The sequence below is a fragment of the Nocardioides sp. QY071 genome (assembly GCF_029961765.1).
Taxonomy (GTDB): domain Bacteria; phylum Actinomycetota; class Actinomycetes; order Propionibacteriales; family Nocardioidaceae; genus Nocardioides.
Map to the genome: position 1 here is coordinate 4,678,695 of NZ_CP124681.1, position 14,900 is coordinate 4,693,594.

The 14,900-nt window shown below is 73.2% G+C and carries 14 protein-coding genes and 1 tRNA gene; 9 read left to right on the plus strand and 6 right to left on the minus strand.

Annotated features, from left to right (window positions below; genetic code table 11):
- Nucleotides 1-18 precede the first annotated feature (18 nt).
- Nucleotides 19-1,689 carry an FAD-dependent oxidoreductase gene (locus tag QI633_RS22625; protein WP_282427145.1) on the minus strand — a complete coding sequence of 557 codons (1,671 nt, stop codon included), beginning with the start codon at nt 1,687-1,689 and terminating at the stop codon, nt 19-21.
- A gap of 280 nt (nt 1,690-1,969) precedes the next feature.
- On the opposite strand from QI633_RS22625, the gene QI633_RS22630 reads away from it, so the two are divergent.
- Entirely contained in the window at nt 1,970-4,327 is a 2,358-nt protein-coding gene (locus tag QI633_RS22630) for a PEP-utilizing enzyme (protein WP_282427146.1), read from the plus strand.
- Nucleotides 4,328-4,574: 247 nt separating this feature from the next.
- Here QI633_RS22630 and QI633_RS22635 read toward each other — a convergent pair whose 3' ends face one another.
- On the minus strand, nt 4,575-5,393 hold the full coding sequence (locus tag QI633_RS22635) for an SDR family NAD(P)-dependent oxidoreductase (RefSeq protein ID WP_141797256.1): 819 nt from the start codon (nt 5,391-5,393) through the stop codon (nt 4,575-4,577).
- A 38-nt stretch (nt 5,394-5,431) separates the two neighbouring features.
- Nucleotides 5,432-6,220 (minus strand): glucose 1-dehydrogenase, encoded by a 789-nt coding sequence (locus QI633_RS22640; protein WP_282427147.1) that lies wholly within the window; start codon nt 6,218-6,220, stop codon nt 5,432-5,434.
- Between the two features lie 162 nt (nt 6,221-6,382).
- Between QI633_RS22640 and QI633_RS22645 the strand changes: the two genes are divergently transcribed.
- Nucleotides 6,383-7,585, plus strand: a complete 1,203-nt coding sequence (locus tag QI633_RS22645; protein WP_282427148.1) for a Rieske 2Fe-2S domain-containing protein — start codon at nt 6,383-6,385, stop codon at nt 7,583-7,585.
- Nucleotides 7,585-7,851 (plus strand): hypothetical protein, encoded by a 267-nt coding sequence (locus tag QI633_RS22650; protein ID WP_141797253.1) that lies wholly within the window; start codon nt 7,585-7,587, stop codon nt 7,849-7,851. The genes QI633_RS22645 and QI633_RS22650 overlap by 1 nt, the downstream gene beginning before the upstream one ends.
- Before the next feature lie 9 nt (nt 7,852-7,860).
- Here QI633_RS22650 and QI633_RS22655 read toward each other — a convergent pair whose 3' ends face one another.
- Nucleotides 7,861-8,769, minus strand: a complete 909-nt coding sequence (locus tag QI633_RS22655) for a DICT sensory domain-containing protein (RefSeq protein ID WP_141797252.1) — start codon at nt 8,767-8,769, stop codon at nt 7,861-7,863.
- A 54-nt stretch (nt 8,770-8,823) separates the two neighbouring features.
- Here QI633_RS22655 and QI633_RS22660 point away from each other — a divergent pair, with 54 nt between their 5' ends.
- The 4 genes from QI633_RS22660 to QI633_RS22675 all read left to right on the plus strand — a co-directional run bounded on the left by QI633_RS22660 (nt 8,824) and on the right by QI633_RS22675 (nt 12,101).
- On the plus strand, nt 8,824-9,129 hold the full coding sequence (locus QI633_RS22660; RefSeq protein ID WP_141797251.1) for a hypothetical protein: 306 nt from the start codon (nt 8,824-8,826) through the stop codon (nt 9,127-9,129).
- Nucleotides 9,129-10,397 (plus strand): NAD(P)/FAD-dependent oxidoreductase, encoded by a 1,269-nt coding sequence (locus tag QI633_RS22665; protein WP_282429320.1) that lies wholly within the window; start codon nt 9,129-9,131, stop codon nt 10,395-10,397. Before QI633_RS22660 ends, QI633_RS22665 begins: the two co-directional genes overlap by 1 nt.
- The gene (locus QI633_RS22670; RefSeq protein ID WP_282427149.1) at nt 10,394-11,296 is read left to right on the plus strand and encodes an NAD(P)H-binding protein; all 903 of its coding nucleotides are present in this window, start codon (nt 10,394-10,396) and stop codon (nt 11,294-11,296) included. The genes QI633_RS22665 and QI633_RS22670 overlap by 4 nt, the downstream gene beginning before the upstream one ends.
- Nucleotides 11,297-12,028: 732 nt before the next feature.
- Nucleotides 12,029-12,101, plus strand: a tRNA-Lys gene (locus QI633_RS22675).
- A gap of 6 nt (nt 12,102-12,107) precedes the next feature.
- Here QI633_RS22675 and QI633_RS22680 read toward each other — a convergent pair.
- Complete coding sequence (locus QI633_RS22680) at nt 12,108-12,521, minus strand: Fur family transcriptional regulator (protein WP_141797250.1); 414 nt, start codon at nt 12,519-12,521, stop codon at nt 12,108-12,110.
- 173 nt (nt 12,522-12,694) lie between these two features.
- On the opposite strand from QI633_RS22680, the gene QI633_RS22685 reads away from it, so the two are divergent.
- On the plus strand, nt 12,695-13,648 hold the full coding sequence (locus QI633_RS22685; RefSeq protein ID WP_282427150.1) for a hypothetical protein: 954 nt from the start codon (nt 12,695-12,697) through the stop codon (nt 13,646-13,648).
- Here QI633_RS22685 and QI633_RS22690 read toward each other — a convergent pair.
- Nucleotides 13,635-14,180, minus strand: coding sequence for a GNAT family N-acetyltransferase (locus QI633_RS22690; protein WP_222117734.1), 546 nt, complete (start codon nt 14,178-14,180; stop codon nt 13,635-13,637). The genes QI633_RS22685 and QI633_RS22690 overlap by 14 nt on opposite strands.
- Nucleotides 14,181-14,253: 73 nt before the next feature.
- Here QI633_RS22690 and QI633_RS22695 point away from each other — a divergent pair, with 73 nt between their 5' ends.
- Complete coding sequence (locus QI633_RS22695) at nt 14,254-14,892, plus strand: PaaI family thioesterase (protein WP_141797248.1); 639 nt, start codon at nt 14,254-14,256, stop codon at nt 14,890-14,892.
- Nucleotides 14,893-14,900: the final 8 nt, after the last annotated feature.

A 14,900-nucleotide genomic window follows, 5' to 3' on the forward strand; every position in this document is an offset into this window, starting at 1 on the left:
CTTGTCCTGCCGGTGTTCTCAGTTGGTGGCGCCGGCGGCGTGCAGCGCGGCGAGGTAGCCGAAGACCATGGCGGGGCCGATGGTCGCGCCGGCACCGGCGTAGTCGTTGCCCATGACCGAGGCGGCCACGTTGCCCGTGGCGTAGAGGCCCACGACGGCATTGCCGTCGGCGTCGAGCACCTTGCCGACGCGGTCGGTCACCAGCCCGCCCTTGGTGCCGAGGTCGCCGGCCTCGATCCGCACGGCGTAGTACGGCGCGTTGTCGACCGCGCCGAGCACCGGGTTGGGCAGCGTCGGGTCGCCGTAGTAGCGGTCGTAGGCGCTCTCGCCGCGACCGAAGTCGGTGTCCTTGCCGCTGGCGACGATCTCGTTCCAGCGCCGCACGCTGGCGGTGAGGGTGGCGGCGTCCATGCCGGTCAGCCGCGCCAGCTCGTCGAGGGTTCCGGCCTTGTGGGCGGTGCCGGCGTCGTACCACTTCTGCGGCAGGTCGGCGCCCGGGACCGTGGCGCCGAACGGGTAGCGGCGCCGCGCGGTGTGGTCCATCACGAACCAGAGGTAGGCGTGCCCGTGGGCGATCTGGTCGTGCACGAAGGTGACGTACGGCGACGCCTCGTTGGTGAACCGCTCGCCCTCGGGCGACAGGATGACCGAGTTGGGGATCGAACGCTCGGAGACCAGCGAGTGCACGCGGCCGTCGGGCTTGCGCACCGCGGGCATCCACCAGGCGTCGTCCATCAGGTCGAGGGCGCCGCCGGCCGCGTGGCCGATCAGGATGCCGTCGCCGGTGTTGGTGTCGGCGCCGCCGGACACATCGGCGCGGCCGACCTCGGGGAGGTACTCCTTGCGCATCGCCTCGTTGTGGTCGAACCCGCCGCTGGCGATGATCACGCCGCGTCGGGCCCGGATCCGGTACGGCGCACCGTCGCGCTCGACGACAGCGCCGAGCACCGTGCCGTCCTCGTCACGGACGAGGTCGAGCAGCGGGGTCTCCAGCCAGACCGGGACGCCGGCGTCGCGCAGCGAGATCCGCAGCCGGGCGACCAGCGCCAGGCCGAGCGAGACCATCTGGCGGCGGCGCAGCTTGTTGAGGGTGGCCTTCACGCCGAGCTTGAGCGCGCGCCACCGGCCGCGCCAGGTGCGGGTGACCATGTTGAGGTGCACGTAGTCGGCGGAGGTGATGATCAGGCCGCCGGGGATCTTCATCGCGCTGCCGCGCTGGGTGTAGGCGAGCTCGCCGAGCTTGTGCATGTCGAACGGCGGGCACTCGACGGAGCGACCCTCAGGACGTCCCCCCGGCGCCTCGGGGTGGTAGTCCGAGTAGCCGGGGCACCAGCTGAACTCGAGGTGCTTGGTCTGCTTCTCGAACATCCGGAACATCGCCGGACCGTGGTGCGCGTAGGCCTGGAGCCGGTCGCGGGCGATCGTGCCGTGGGTGATGTGCTCGAGGTACTCGACCACCCGCTCCTCGGGGTCGGTGATGCCCGCGCGCTCCAGGGTCGGGTTGTTCGGGACCCAGATGCCGCCTCCGGACAGGGCGGTGGTGCCGCCGTACGTCGCCGCCTTCTCTACGAGCAGCGTGTCGAGCCGGGACAGGGCACCCGTGAGCGCGGCGGTCATGCCGCCCGCGCCCGCGCCGACCACGAGCAGGTCGACCTCGTGCTGCCAGGCCGTCGTGATCGGGTCCGTCATCGTGTCCTCCTGGGGCGTGCTGCGGGGCTGCTCGGTCGTGGGGCGTGCGGTCCTAGACAACGGACCGGCGTGCGCCGGTGGGGCGGAAGTCCCGTTCAGCGAGAAGCGCGGTCGTCGGGCACGGCGGGGGCGGCCCGGACCGGGAGCCTGCGGCCCGCTCCGCTCCCGCTTCAGGAGTCTCCCGCTGAGTGGGACTCCGGGACGTGACCGGCCTCACGGGCCGGACGCTCCTCGTCTGGCTCCGGTACGAGGGGCCGGGGAACCACGAGGAGGAGAGTCCATGCGCGTCCTGATCACGGGAGTCGCCACCGAGGACGGGCGCGACGTCGCCCGCCTGCTGCTGGCCGCCGGCCACGAGGTCGTCGGAGTCGGGCAGCACCGCTACCTGGCCCCGGGCGTCGTCGTGGTCGCCGACGTCGACGCCGCCGGTTCGGTCGATGTCGTCGTGCACCTCGCCGGTGGCCCGCTCCCCGTCGCGCCCGGCACCCGGATCGTGCTCCCCGTCCCGCTCGGCGAGAGCTCTGCTGCAGCGGCCGCGCTGTCGTCCGCAGGAGCCGAGGTCGTGGTGGTCGAGGTCGCCCCGGTCGCCGGTCGCCGTACCGACCGGGCGGCGCTGCAGACCCTCGCGGACCTGCTCGGCAGCGGCTCGGCCGCGCTGCAGGTCGTGCACCACGACGACCTGAACCGTGCTCTGGTCGCCGTCGCCGTCGATGGCGCTCCCGGCCCCTTCGTGCTCGCCGCGCCCGGCACCGTCAGCGGCTCCGAAGCGCGCAGGCTGCTTCAGGTCGCCGGCGTGAAGCCCGCCGTACCCGGTGTCTCCGCCCGACCCGCCGCCCCGCTCGCCGAGAGCGCGGTGCCGGCCGGCTTCGGCTACGGCTGGACTGCCCGCGAGGCCGTGGAGGACCTCGCCCGCGGCCTGCGCGGCACCCGGATCACCAAGCGCGGCGCGGCGGTCGAGTCCGGCCGGTTCGGCCTGCCGACGTACGTCATCCCCAACAACCTGCCCGCCAGCGACGGCGGCTCGCTCGTGGCGGCGGCGTCGTCGGCCGAGTACCAGGGCGAGTTCGACACGCTGGTCGACCCGCGGCTCGCCGTACTGACGGCGACGAACACGTCCGAGGCGCTGCCCGGCCCGCTCACCCCGATGTCGCTGGACCTCCAGCTCGGTGCGCAGCGGATCTCCAACGAGGGCATGGGCCGGATGCTCGCCCTCGAGGGGGCGGCGCTGGAGCAGCAGACCAGCCTGGTGCTCGGCGTGCTCGGCCACTGCGTCTACATCAACGCCTCGGTCGGGGTGAACATCGTCGAGAACATGCCCGGCTGGGACGAGGCCACCGTCCGCAAGGACGTCTACGGCAACATCCCCGAGGAGGTCGTCTTCCGGCCCCAGGGCGGCCCGCCCATGCCGACCGGCCTCGCCAGCCGGATCGCCACCTTCACCGCGACCAGCCGGGTGATCGCCCGGGCGCGGAAGTTCAAGGAGGAGGCCGAGGCCGTGCACACCGCCGCGGCGGCCGAGAGCCTCACCGCCGAGCAGGTGGCCGCGTTGAGCGACGACCAGCTGCACACCCGCGCCCTGTTGTGGCGCGACCGTCTCGCCCACGCCTGGTCCGTCGCGTCGATCGGCGTGATGATGACCAGCGCCGCCGACGGGATCCACGAGCGGGGCAAGGAGCCCGAGCACGTCGCGGTCGACGTCGAGCTCCTCGAGTCGGCGCGCACCATGCTCGCCGTCGAGCGCCTCGCCGACGAGCTGCGCGGCGACGACCACCTGCTCAAGCTGGCCGGCGAGGGCGACGTCGAGGCGCTGCGCGCCGCGTCCCCGTCGTTCGCGGCCGCGCTCGACGCACAGCTCGCCGTCATGGGCCACCGCGGCCCCGGCGAGTGCGAGCTGGCGAACCCGTCCTTCTCCGACCGGCCGGCGCACCTGGTCGGCTCCGCCGCTGCGGCCGCCCTGCGGCCGGCTGCGTCGCGTGACGCGGCGCCGGTCATGAAGTCGCGCACCGGCAAGATGGCCGCCGGCGCGATCCTGGCCCGCGAGCGCGCCCGCGACGGCGTGGTCCGCTACACCCATGCCCTGCGGCTCGCCGTACGCGAGCGGGGTGGGCGGCTGGTCGCCGCGGGCCGGCTCTCGGCGGTGGACGACGCGTTCTACCTGACCCTGGACGAGCTGTTCGTCGACCCGGCCGGCCTCGAGGAGCGGGTCGCCCGGCGTCGTACCGAGCGGGTGCGGTTGCAGGGCATCCGGATGCCCGACGTCGTCGTCGGCACCTGGGCCCCCGAGGGCGTGCACGACGGCGTCGCGGTCGGCGACACCATCGGCGGCATCGGCGTCAGCGCGGGCACCATCGAGGGCCGGGTCCGCGTCCTGCGCACCCCCGACGACGACATCGAGCCCGACGAGGTCCTCGTCGCGTCCGTCACCGACGTGGGCCACACCGCGATGTTCGGGTACGCCGCCGCCGTCGTCACCGACATCGGTGGCGCCGCCTCCCACGCCGCGATCGTGGCCCGCGAGTTCGGCATCCCCTGCGTCGTGGACACCAAGCACGCCTCCACCAGCCTCACCGACGGGATGCTCGTCCGCGTCGACGGCGCCGCCGGCACGGTCGAGGTGCTGGAGGCCGCCCGCGGGTGAGCTCGCGAACCCGCGGTCAGCGGCCGAAGGTCGAGGAGCGCCGACGAGCTCGCGCCGCGGAGCAAGCAAGGTCGTGGCGCGTCACGAGACCAGGCGAGGTGATGCCGGGACTGTCTGCGGACGGTTCCGGCATCACCTCGCGTCGTCTCGTGACGGTTGCTGCGCAACCTCCTCGACGTCCGGAGCGAGAAGCCCCCGGACGCTCGATGCATCCGGGGGCTTCGTCGTACGGCGGGCGAGGGGGTGGCTACTTCACGTCCTTCTTGAACAGCGCGGTGATGACCTTCTGGTAGCCCGGGCCCATGACCCGCGGCAGGACGGCCATGAACTTGGCGTCGTTGCCGCACAGGATCTGCGCCTTGTCCTTGCGGATGCCCTTGATGATGATGTCGGCGCACTCCTCGACCGTCATCTTGGCGATCCGGTCGAAGTTCGCGGCGAGCTGGGCGACGTCGCGGTCGCCGCCGGCGCGGGCCTTCTTGGCGATGTCGGTGCGGATCGAGCCGGGGTGGACGCTGCTGACGCCCACCTTGTGCTCGTACATCCTCATCTCCTGGCGCAGCGAGTCCGTGAACGCGCGGACCGCGAACTTGGTGGCGTTGTAGCCGCTCTGCGTCGGGCAGGCGACCAGGCCGAACATGCTGGAGATGTTGGCGATGTGGCCGTCGCCGGAGGCGATGACGTGCGGCAGGAACGCCTTGGTGCCGTGTACGACGCCCCAGAAGTTGATGTTGACGATCCAGTCGAGGTCGTCCCAGCTGACCTCGTCGACGCTGGCGACCAGCGAGACACCGGCGTTGTTGATGACGACGTTGACCTTGCCGAAGTCGGCCACGACCTCGTCGGCGTGCTTGATGACCGCGTTGCGGTCGGTGACGTCGACCTCGTACGCGCGGGCCTCGGCGCCGGCCTTGCGGCACAGCTCGGCGGTCTCCTCGACGTTGGCGATGCTGCGTCCGGACACAGCCAGCCGGGCACCCTCGCGGGCGAGCTGGACCGCGAGCTCGCGGCCGATGCCGGCGCCGGCGCCGGTGATGACGACGACCTTGCCGTTGAAGTCCTTCATGGGTGTCTCTCCTTGTCGGTGCGCTCGGCGGCGGGTGCCTAGAGCGAGGTGAAGCCGCCGTCGGCGACGAACTCGGATCCGGTGCTGTAGCTGGACTCGTCGGAGATCAGGAACAGCACGAGGTTGGCGATCTCGACCGCCTCTGCCTGGCGGGCCAGGGGCTGGTGCTGGGCGCCCTCGTGCGACCGCGCGGAGTTGGCGGTCATCTCGGAGCGGGTGAAGCCCGGGTGCACGGAGTTGACCCGGATGTTGTCGGGGCCGAGCTCCTGGGCCGCGGTCTTGGTCATGCCGCGCACGGCCCACTTCGAGGCGACGTACCCGATGATCCGCGAGTACGCGATCAGGCCGCCGGTCGAGGAGATGTTGACGATCGAGCCGCCCACGCCGGCCGCGGAGGCCCTGCGCAGCGAGGGGATCGCGGCCTTCATGCCGAGGAAGACGCCGACCTGGTTGACGTCGATGACGCGGCGGTAGTCCGCCTCGCTGTGCTGCTCGATGGGGTCGACGTGCACGATGCCGGCGTTGTTGACCAGGCCGGACACCGGCCCGAAGGCCGCCTCCGCCTCGGCGATCGCCCGCTCCCAGCCGTCCTCGCTGGTCACGTCGAGGGCGACGTACGACGCCCGGTCGCCGAGCTCGTCGGCGAGCGCCTTGCCCTCGGCCTCCAGGACGTCGGCGATGACCACCCGCGCGCCCTCCTGCACGAGCCGGCGGACGCACGCGGCACCGATGCCACGCGAGCCGCCGGTGACGATGACGACCTTGTCGGCGACGCGGCCGGAAGCGGGATCGGGGGCAGGTGCGGACTGGCTTGTGATGGAGGTCATGACGGTAGGGAAGCCCCGCCGTCGACGCACTCGGCCGGGGATCCCGATCAGCGGGACCTTCGTGCCCAGACGGGTTCGCCGTCCATAACGTCCCAGCATCGGCAGGGCTCTCCGTCCCCGCCCCACGAGCTCATGACCCAGCCCCACCACGAGGAGATCGAGATGACTGCGGTGCAGAACAGCACGGGCGCCGACGAGGTCCGCCACATCGAGTTCGAGGCCGCCCCCGCCCGGTTCGCCCGCGGCTGGCACTGCATCGGTCTCGAGAAGGAGTTCCGCGACGGAAGGCCGCACTCGATCCAGGCGTTCGGCACCAAGCTCGTCGTGTGGGCCGACAGCCAGGGCGACATCAAGGTCCTCGACGCGTACTGCCGCCACATGGGCGGCGACCTGTCGCAGGGATCGATCAAGGGCGACGAGGTCGCCTGCCCGTTCCACGACTGGCGCTGGGGCGGCGACGGCCGCTGCAAGCAGATCCCGTACTCGCGGCGGGTCCCGCTGCGTGCCCGCACCCGCACCTGGCACGCGATGACGCAGGACGGCCTGGTCTTCGTGTGGCACGACCACGAGGGCAAGGCACCGATCCCCGAGCAGGCCATCCCGCTCATCGACGGCGGCCCGTCCGACCCGACCTGGACCGACTGGGCGTGGGCGAGCACGATCGTCAACACGAACTGCCGCGAGATCATCGACAACGTCGTGGACATGGCGCACTTCTTCTACGTGCACCACGCGTTCCCGACGTACTTCAAGAACACCTTCGAGGGTCACACGGCGACCCAGCTGCAGAAGGGCGTCAACCGCGACGACATGCGGCCCGCCGAGGTCGCCATCGGCGCCCCGAAGCGCCTGGGCAACACGTCGGTGGCGACGTACCACGGCCCGTCGTTCATGATCGACGACCTGATCTACCACTACGAGCACGGCGACACCCGCACCGTGCTGATCAACTGCCACTACCCGATCGACGAGAACTCCTTCATGCTGCTCTACGGCATCAGCATGGAGCGCCCCGAGGTCGAGGACGACGACCCGGCCGCCGCCGAGGCGCTGGCCGCGAAGATGGTCGCCACGGTCCGCCTCGGCTTCGAGCAGGACGTCGAGATCTGGAAGAACAAGACCCGGATCGACAACCCGCTGCTGTGCGAGGAGGACGGCCCGGTCTACCAGCTGCGCCGCTGGTACGAGCAGTTCTACGTCGACGCCGACCAGGTCACCCCCGAGATGACCGAGCGCTTCGAGTTCGAGCTCGACACCACCAAGCCGGTCGAGGCCTGGAAGCGCGAGGTCGAGGAGAACCTCGCCCGCCGCGCCGAGGCCGCCGCCGAGTCTGCCGCAGCGGTCCCCCAGCCCCAGGACGCCTGATGGGCGTGCGGCCGGACAACCGGCTGGCCGAGGCCCCGATGCACCCGCTGACGTGCACGTCGTGCGCCGCGCGTGTGCTGGTCCGCAAGGCCAGCTGGCAGCAGACCTCCGTCCAGTGGTCCGACGAGGCGATGGCCGCCTGCACCTCCTGGTCCCCCGGCTCCGCCATCAAGGGACTGCCGCCGGTCTGCGACCGGCTGCGCGAGAGCATCGGCCAGGCGGTCGTCGACGGCACGCTGCCGGTGCTGGCCCCGGAGGACGACTGACCCGACCGGTCAGACCAGCCGGTCGACGTACGCCACGACCCGGTTGAAGAGGGCGGTGACCGCGACCGGCGTGGTGATCCGCGAGGCCGGCGGCTCGGCGAGGTCGTGGAGGAGCGGGATCGCCTCGGCCACTCCCGCGCCGGCTGCCACGCCTGCCGCGACCCGGGCGGCGTCCCGCACGGCGACCGGGTCGACCGTCCACACCGCCTCGAAGACCCGCTCCCGGTCCGGTACGCCGGACTGCCCGGGCAGCTCCCACGCCGACAGGCACGCCGGGGAGTCCAGCGCGTCGCAGACGACCGCCCACTCGCGGCGCATCGGGGCGTCGGCTGCCAGGTCCACCCGCACCGGCCCGCGGTCCGCGCGGGCCCCGGGGTCCCACTCGTCGGCGAAGACCATCGCCGAGCGAGCGACCCGGGACAGCTCGGCCCAGCGTCCGGCTGAGGCCTCGTAGAACCTGCCGCGCTGGAAGGCGCCGAAGAGCACCGGATGGTCGGCGACCGCACAGCACTCGTCCTCGATCGCCCACGACAGCGCGATGAGCGTGGACTTCCGCAGCCGGTGCACCGCCAGCGTGGGGTGCCGCCGCCGCAGCTCCGCGAAGATCGACGGGGTCGCCGGCGCAGCGCTCGCCGCGGACTCGGCGATGGCCACCTCGAGCCGGACGCCGGCGGCCTTGCGCCGCAGGACCTGTCGGACGAGGTCGACGTCGTCCTCCGTGTAGCGGCGATGCCCGCTGGCCAGGCGGCGCGCCTCGGGGAACCCGTGCCGGGACTCCCACATCCGCAGCACGGCCGTGCTCACGCCCGCGCGGCGCGCGAGGTCGCCGATGGTCAGCTCGCCCTCGCGGCCCTCCTCGTCCGCGACGCCCGAGCCTGCCGGGGGTTGCGTCGCGTCGAGGTCCTGGTCCATGCTCATAGCCTAATCTTAAACAGATTGTTGATGTTCTTGTTTAGGTCAAGGGGAGATCCGATGAGCAAGGCGAACCCGTCCGACGCCGACCTGCGGCGCCTCCTCGTGCGCGCCGCGACCGGCGATGTCGAGGCCTTCCTCGACTTCTACGACGCGACCTGCGCCGTCACCTGGCGCCTGGAGCTGTGCCGCCACGGCGACCCCGCACTCGCGAAGGACTCGACGACCAGGAGGTACGTCGGCGCCTGGCTGCACGCCGCCGCTCAGGCCGGGTCGGGGCTGAGCGCGCGGGCGTGGTTGCTGAGCCTGTCGCCGGACCTGATGCCGCCCCTGTCCCGGACCGACGCCCTCCCGGTCGGCGCGTGATGGTCCCCGTCCTCGTCGTCGGCGGCGGTCTCGCCGGACTCGCGTGCGCGACCCGGCTGCACCGGGAGGGCGTTGCCGCGCTGGTGGTCGAAGCCGGCGACCGCGTCGGCGGGCGCGTGCGCAGCGACGTCGTGGACGGCTTCACGGTCGACCGCGGGTTCCAGGTGATCAACACCGCCTATCCCGCCCTGCGGCGAGCGGTCCGGCTACGGGACCTGGACCTGCGTCCCTTGCCGAGCGGGATCCGCGTCCGGCGGGACGGACGGCTGCACGACCTGCCGCACCCGGCCTCCTCGCCGACCGCTCCCCTGCGCGCACTGGCGTCCTCCGCCACCGGGCTGCGCGGGAAGGCCGCACTCGCTCGGTACGCCGGATCGGTGCTCGCCACCGACGCCGGCAGGCTCAAGCAGCGCCGCGACGTGACGGCCGGCGAGGCGTGGGCGACCCTGCCGACCGGCCTGGTGCGAGACGTCCTGGTGCCGTTCGTCTCCGGCGTGGTCCTCGAGGACGAGTTGACGACCAGCCGCATGTTCACCGACCTGATGATGCGCATGTTCGCCACCGGCCGCTCGGCGGTGCCGTCGACCGGCATGCAGGCCCTCCCCCACGCCCTCGCCCGGCAGCTTCCGCCGGGCTCCGTACGGCTCGACAGCCCCGTGGCCGAGGTGCGGGCGGACCGGGTCACGCTCGCCGACGGCACCACCCTCGAGGCCCGCGCGGTCGTGGTCGCCACCGACCCCTGGACGGCGCCGTCCCTCGTGCCCGCGCTGGGCACGGCGCCGCAGCCGCGCGGCGTGACGACCTTCTGGTTCGCGGCCCGCCCGTGGCAGGGACTGGACGGGACGCTCGTCGTCGACGCAGACGGCTCGGGCGTCACCAACTCGGTGGTGCTCACGGCGTCGGCACCGTCGTACTCGAACGACGGGCGGGCACTCGTGGCCACCTCGGTGCTGCACACCGACGGCCGGGCACGGGTGGACGCCGCCACCGCGCGACGTACCGCCGCCTCACTGCACCGGGCTCCTGACGACGACTGGGACCTGGTCGCCGCGCACGACGTCCCGTTCGCGCTGCCGTCCATGACCGCCCCGCACCCGCTGCGCCGGCCGGCGTACCTGCCCGGCGCCGGGGTGTGGGTCGCGGGCGACCACCGCGACACCAGCTCGATCCAGGGCGCACTGGTCTCCGGCGACCGGGTCGCCCGGTCCGTGCTCCGACGCCTGGCCACCGCCTCCCGGCCGGGCGCTCCGGACCGGAGCAGCCGGTGAACGGCCCCGGGGCACCCGTCCTGGTCGCCGGCGGCACCGGGTTCGTCGGCAGTCGCCTGGTCGCCGCGCTGGTCGAGCAGGGTCACGACGTCCGCGTGATGACCCGGCACCCCGACCGGTACGACGGCCCCGGGACGGCCGTGCGCGGCGACGTCAGCGATCCCGCCACGCTCGACGGACCGCTCGACGGCTGCACGGCGGCGTACTACCTGGTCCACTCGCTCGGCCGCACGGACTTCGAGACCCGCGACGCCCGGGCGGCGGAGGCCTTCGGCACCCGCGCCGCACGCGCCGGGCTGGAGCAGCTCGTCTACCTCGGTGGGCTCGGCAAGGACGGCGACGACCTGTCCGCCCACCTGCGCAGCCGCCGCGAGGTCGAGTCCCTCCTCGGCGCCGGCGGCGTCCCGGTCACCGTGCTCCGGGCCGGCATCGTGGTCGGGCACGGTGGCATCTCGTGGGAGATCACCCGCCAGCTCGTCGAGCACCTGCCGGCGATGGTGACGCCACGGTGGGTGCGCACCCGGACCCAGCCGATCGCGGTCGCCGACGTGGTCCGCTACCTGGTCGGGGTACTCGGCCGTCCGGACGCCGCGGGACGGGTGTTCGAGATCGGCGGCCCGGACGTGCTCGAGTACGCCGAGATGCTCGAGCGAGTCGCTGCGGTCGAGGGGCGCCGACTGCCGATCGTGCCGGTGCCCCTCCTCACCCCGGGCCTGTCGTCGCGGTGGCTGGCCCTGGTCACCGACGTCGACGTGCGCGCCGGACGCAACCTCGTGGACTCGATGGTCAACGAGGTCGTGGTCACCGACACCAGCGTGCGCGACGTCGTACCGTTCGAACCGATGACGTACGACGACGCGGTCCGGATGGCCCTCATGGAGCGGGCCGCAGCCCGATGAGACGCGCCCTCCGGTGGGACCGCCTGGTGCCGAAGCCGCTCTCGCACGTCGCCGTGGCCGAGGTGCTCGAGACGTCGTCGGTACGCCGCCGCCGGCGGCGAGTCGTCGGCGCGACGGCCCTGGCGGGCGCCGGGCTGCTCGGAGCCTCCCTCTCCACGCGGCCCGGCTCGAGGGAGTTCTACCTGTCCACCGCCTCCGTGGCCGGCGTGTGGACCGTGGGCGGCCTGGCCTCGGGGCCGCTGCACCGGGGCTGGATCGAGAACCGGGACGCGACGCTGCGCCGCCCCGTGCTCACCCCGGTCGCGACGGGCGTCGCGGCCTTCGGCCTGTTCTACGCCGCGGCGCTCGTCGCGCGCCGGGTTCCCGTCCTGGGCGAGGCGGTGGCCCGGGTGCTCCGTTTCGCCGACGAGGGCGACGACCGCCTCGTGCTGGCGACCACCCTCGCCAACGGCGTCGGCGAGGAGGTGTTCTTCCGTGGTGCGCTCTACGCCGTGCTCGGCGACCGGAGCCCCGTCCTGTCCTCGACCGCGGTCTACGCCGTGGCGACCTCGACGACCCGCAATCCCGCCCTCGTCCTGGCCGCCGGCGTGATGGGCACCCTCTTCGGGCTGCAGCGGCGCGCGTCCGGCGGCGTCCAGGCCCCGCTCATCACGCACGCGACGTGGTCGGCGCTGATGCTGCGTTTCCTGCCTCCGTTGTTCCGCGCCCGAGGCCTCTCGCTAGGCTCGGTCCGGGCCGTTAGCTCAGTTGGTAGAGCACCGGACTTTTAATCCGAGGGTCGTCGGTTCGAGCCCGACACGGCCTACCCAGATCACTGCTGCCGCGCGCACTCCGCGCACAGCCCGACCAGCTCGACCGTATGGCTCACCTCGGTGAACCCGTGCTCGTCGGCGACGGCGTGCGCCCACTTCTCGACCGCGGAGCCGGTGATCTCGACCGTGCGGCCGCAGGAGCGGCAGACCAGGTGGTGGTGGTGCGAGTCGCTGCAGCGGCGGTACGTCGCCTCGCCGGCCGGGTTGTGGCGCACGTCGACGTCGCCGGTCTCGGCCATGGCCTGCAGGGTGCGGTAGACGGTGGCGAGCCCGACCTTGTCGCCGGTACGACGCAGGGTGTCGTGGATCTCCTGCGCGCTCTGGAAGTCGGCCGCGCGGGCGAGCGCGTCGGTGATCGCGCGGCGCTGGCGGGTCGGCCGGAGTGCGCTCGGGCGCGCGTCGGTGTCGGGCACCGGGCCTCCTGGGGCAGTCGACTGGGAATCAGTCTCAAATCTACCGTGCCGGCGGGGAGAGCCATGTAGACATGGCCCGTTCGGACCACCCGGACGGGACCGGCGGACCGACGACGACCGGGACCCACCCCCGGTACCCTGACCGCGGGAGAGGGAACAGAGAGGACTCGCTCGTGGGGAGCAAGGACGAGTTCGGTCCGGACACGGAGAGCATCCGCGCCTGGCTGGACAAGCGGGGCACCTATGCCCGGGACGCGCGGGTCGTCGGCGCCCCCCGGGGCGGCGCCCCGTCGGTCGCCCCCACGCCCCCTCCTCCCGTGCCCGGTACGACGCCCCAGGGCCGCGCCGACTCCCGCCGGGCCGGGCGCTCGGTGCTCGAGGCCCTCGGCGTCGAGTCGCCGCCCGAGCCGCCGTCACGGATCGCGCAGGCCGGCGGGCTCGACAGCACCGACCTGGGCCGCTCGGTCGTGGAGGCGCTGCGCGCCGACATGCCGCGGAAGCCGAGGCCCGCGGCGCCGACACCGGCCCCCACGCCGCCGGCCCCGCCTGTTCCCGTCGAGGTCCCCGCCGAACCGGTGCGCCCGACCCCGCCCCCGCGCGTGCGCAGCAACCCCGAGGTCAAGCACGGCCGCTGGACCGAGCCCGAGGACAACCTGACCGCGCTCAACGCGAGCACCGACGCGCAGTTCCCGGTGCGCGGCGGGGTCCGCCGCGTCCTCTCGTGGGTACTGCTGGTCGTGCTGGCCGGCACCGCCGTGGCGTCGTACGCCGCCGCGAAGGAGCCGACCACCGCCTCCATCGGCGTGGCCGCCACCCTCGGGTTCCTGCTGCTCGTCGTGTGGGCGGTGCGCGCCGGCTGCACGACCACCGAGCTCGCCGTGCGCCGCGGTCAGCTCTCGATCAAGCGCAACGGACAGACCGAGCTGGTCGACCTGGCCAGCCCCTACACACCGGTCGCGATCGTCGGCGAGCCGGGCGAGCGCCGCTGGACGGTGCTGATCGAGCGCGAGGGCCTGCCGCTGGTCGTGGTCACCCGCTCGATGGTCGACCCGCACTGGTTCACGACCGTGCTCTACCGGCTGCGCCCCGGACTGCGCCCGGACGCCGACGCCGTCAGCCGGCCGTAGCGCCGCCGCAGGCGATCCAGTACCGCAGCTTCCCGTGCCGCTCGTCCTCGAGCACCCCGCCGCCGGCCTCGATGGTGCGCCGCGACGCGGCGTTGTCGAGGTCGCAGGTGACCAGCACCCGCTCGATCCCGAGCCCGGCCGCGGCGCGGACACCGAGAGCGAGCGCCCGGGAGGCGTGCCCGCGGCGCCGGGCGGACGGCCGGACGGCGTACCCGATGTGTCCGCCCTCCTCGAGGAGCCAGTCGTTGAGGACGTGGCGCAGGTGGAGGAAGCCGAGGACCTCGTCGTCGGGCCCGCCGTCGCCGTCGGTGATCCAGAAGTACGTCGAAGGGACCCGCGTCCCGTCGAGGTCGGCCGTCGACGTCAGCTCGGTCATCGCGACGTACGCCGCGCAGCCGGCCTCGGTCGGCACGGGGGCGCCGTCGAGGTTCCAGTGGCCAGAGCCGTGCATCTCGTCGGTCCCGCCGAAGTCCTCGATCATCGCCGCCCAGGACTGCCAGCGGGCGACGTCGGGCGGCACGAGGGCGGTCATGGCTCCCATCCCACCATCCCGGTCAACGGGTTTCCGCACCGGCATAACGAGAACGTGTTCTACTCTGACGGGCATGAACTGGCACCTCCCCGACACCGACGAGACGCCCGCCGCCGAGGTGGAGCGGGAGGCCGCCGTGTGGCGCCCGCTCGCCGAGGCCGCCCGGGAGCTGGTCGACCTGTGTGTGATGTCGGACGTCGAGGAGGACGAGGTACGCGCCGCCCGGGCCGACGTCGAGGCGGCGGTGGCCCGGCTGCGGAAGGTACGGCGCACCCAGACGCTCGGACAGCAGCACCTCACCGCCGGCCGGCGCCGCCCGTGGGGCAACCCGGTCATCGGGCTGCGCAACCCGATCGCCCCGCCGTTGCAGGTCGTGAGCGACGCGACCGGCCGCGCGGAGACGGACTTCCACTGCGGGGCGGCGTACGAAGGACCACCGGGGCTGGTGCACGGCGGCGTGGTGTCCCTGATCCTCGACCAGATCCTGGGGCACGCCGTGGGCGCGGCGGGCCGCCCGGGCATGACCGGCACCCTGACGATCGTGTACCGGCAGGGCACGCCGCTCGGCGACCTGCGCGCCGAGGCGTGGATCGACCGCGAGGACGGCATCAAGACCTGGGCGAAGGCCCGGATGATCGGCCCCGACGGCGTCACCGCCGAGGCCGAGGGGGTGTTCATCCTGCCGCGCCACATCCGGGAGCGGCTCGCCTGACCTGTCAG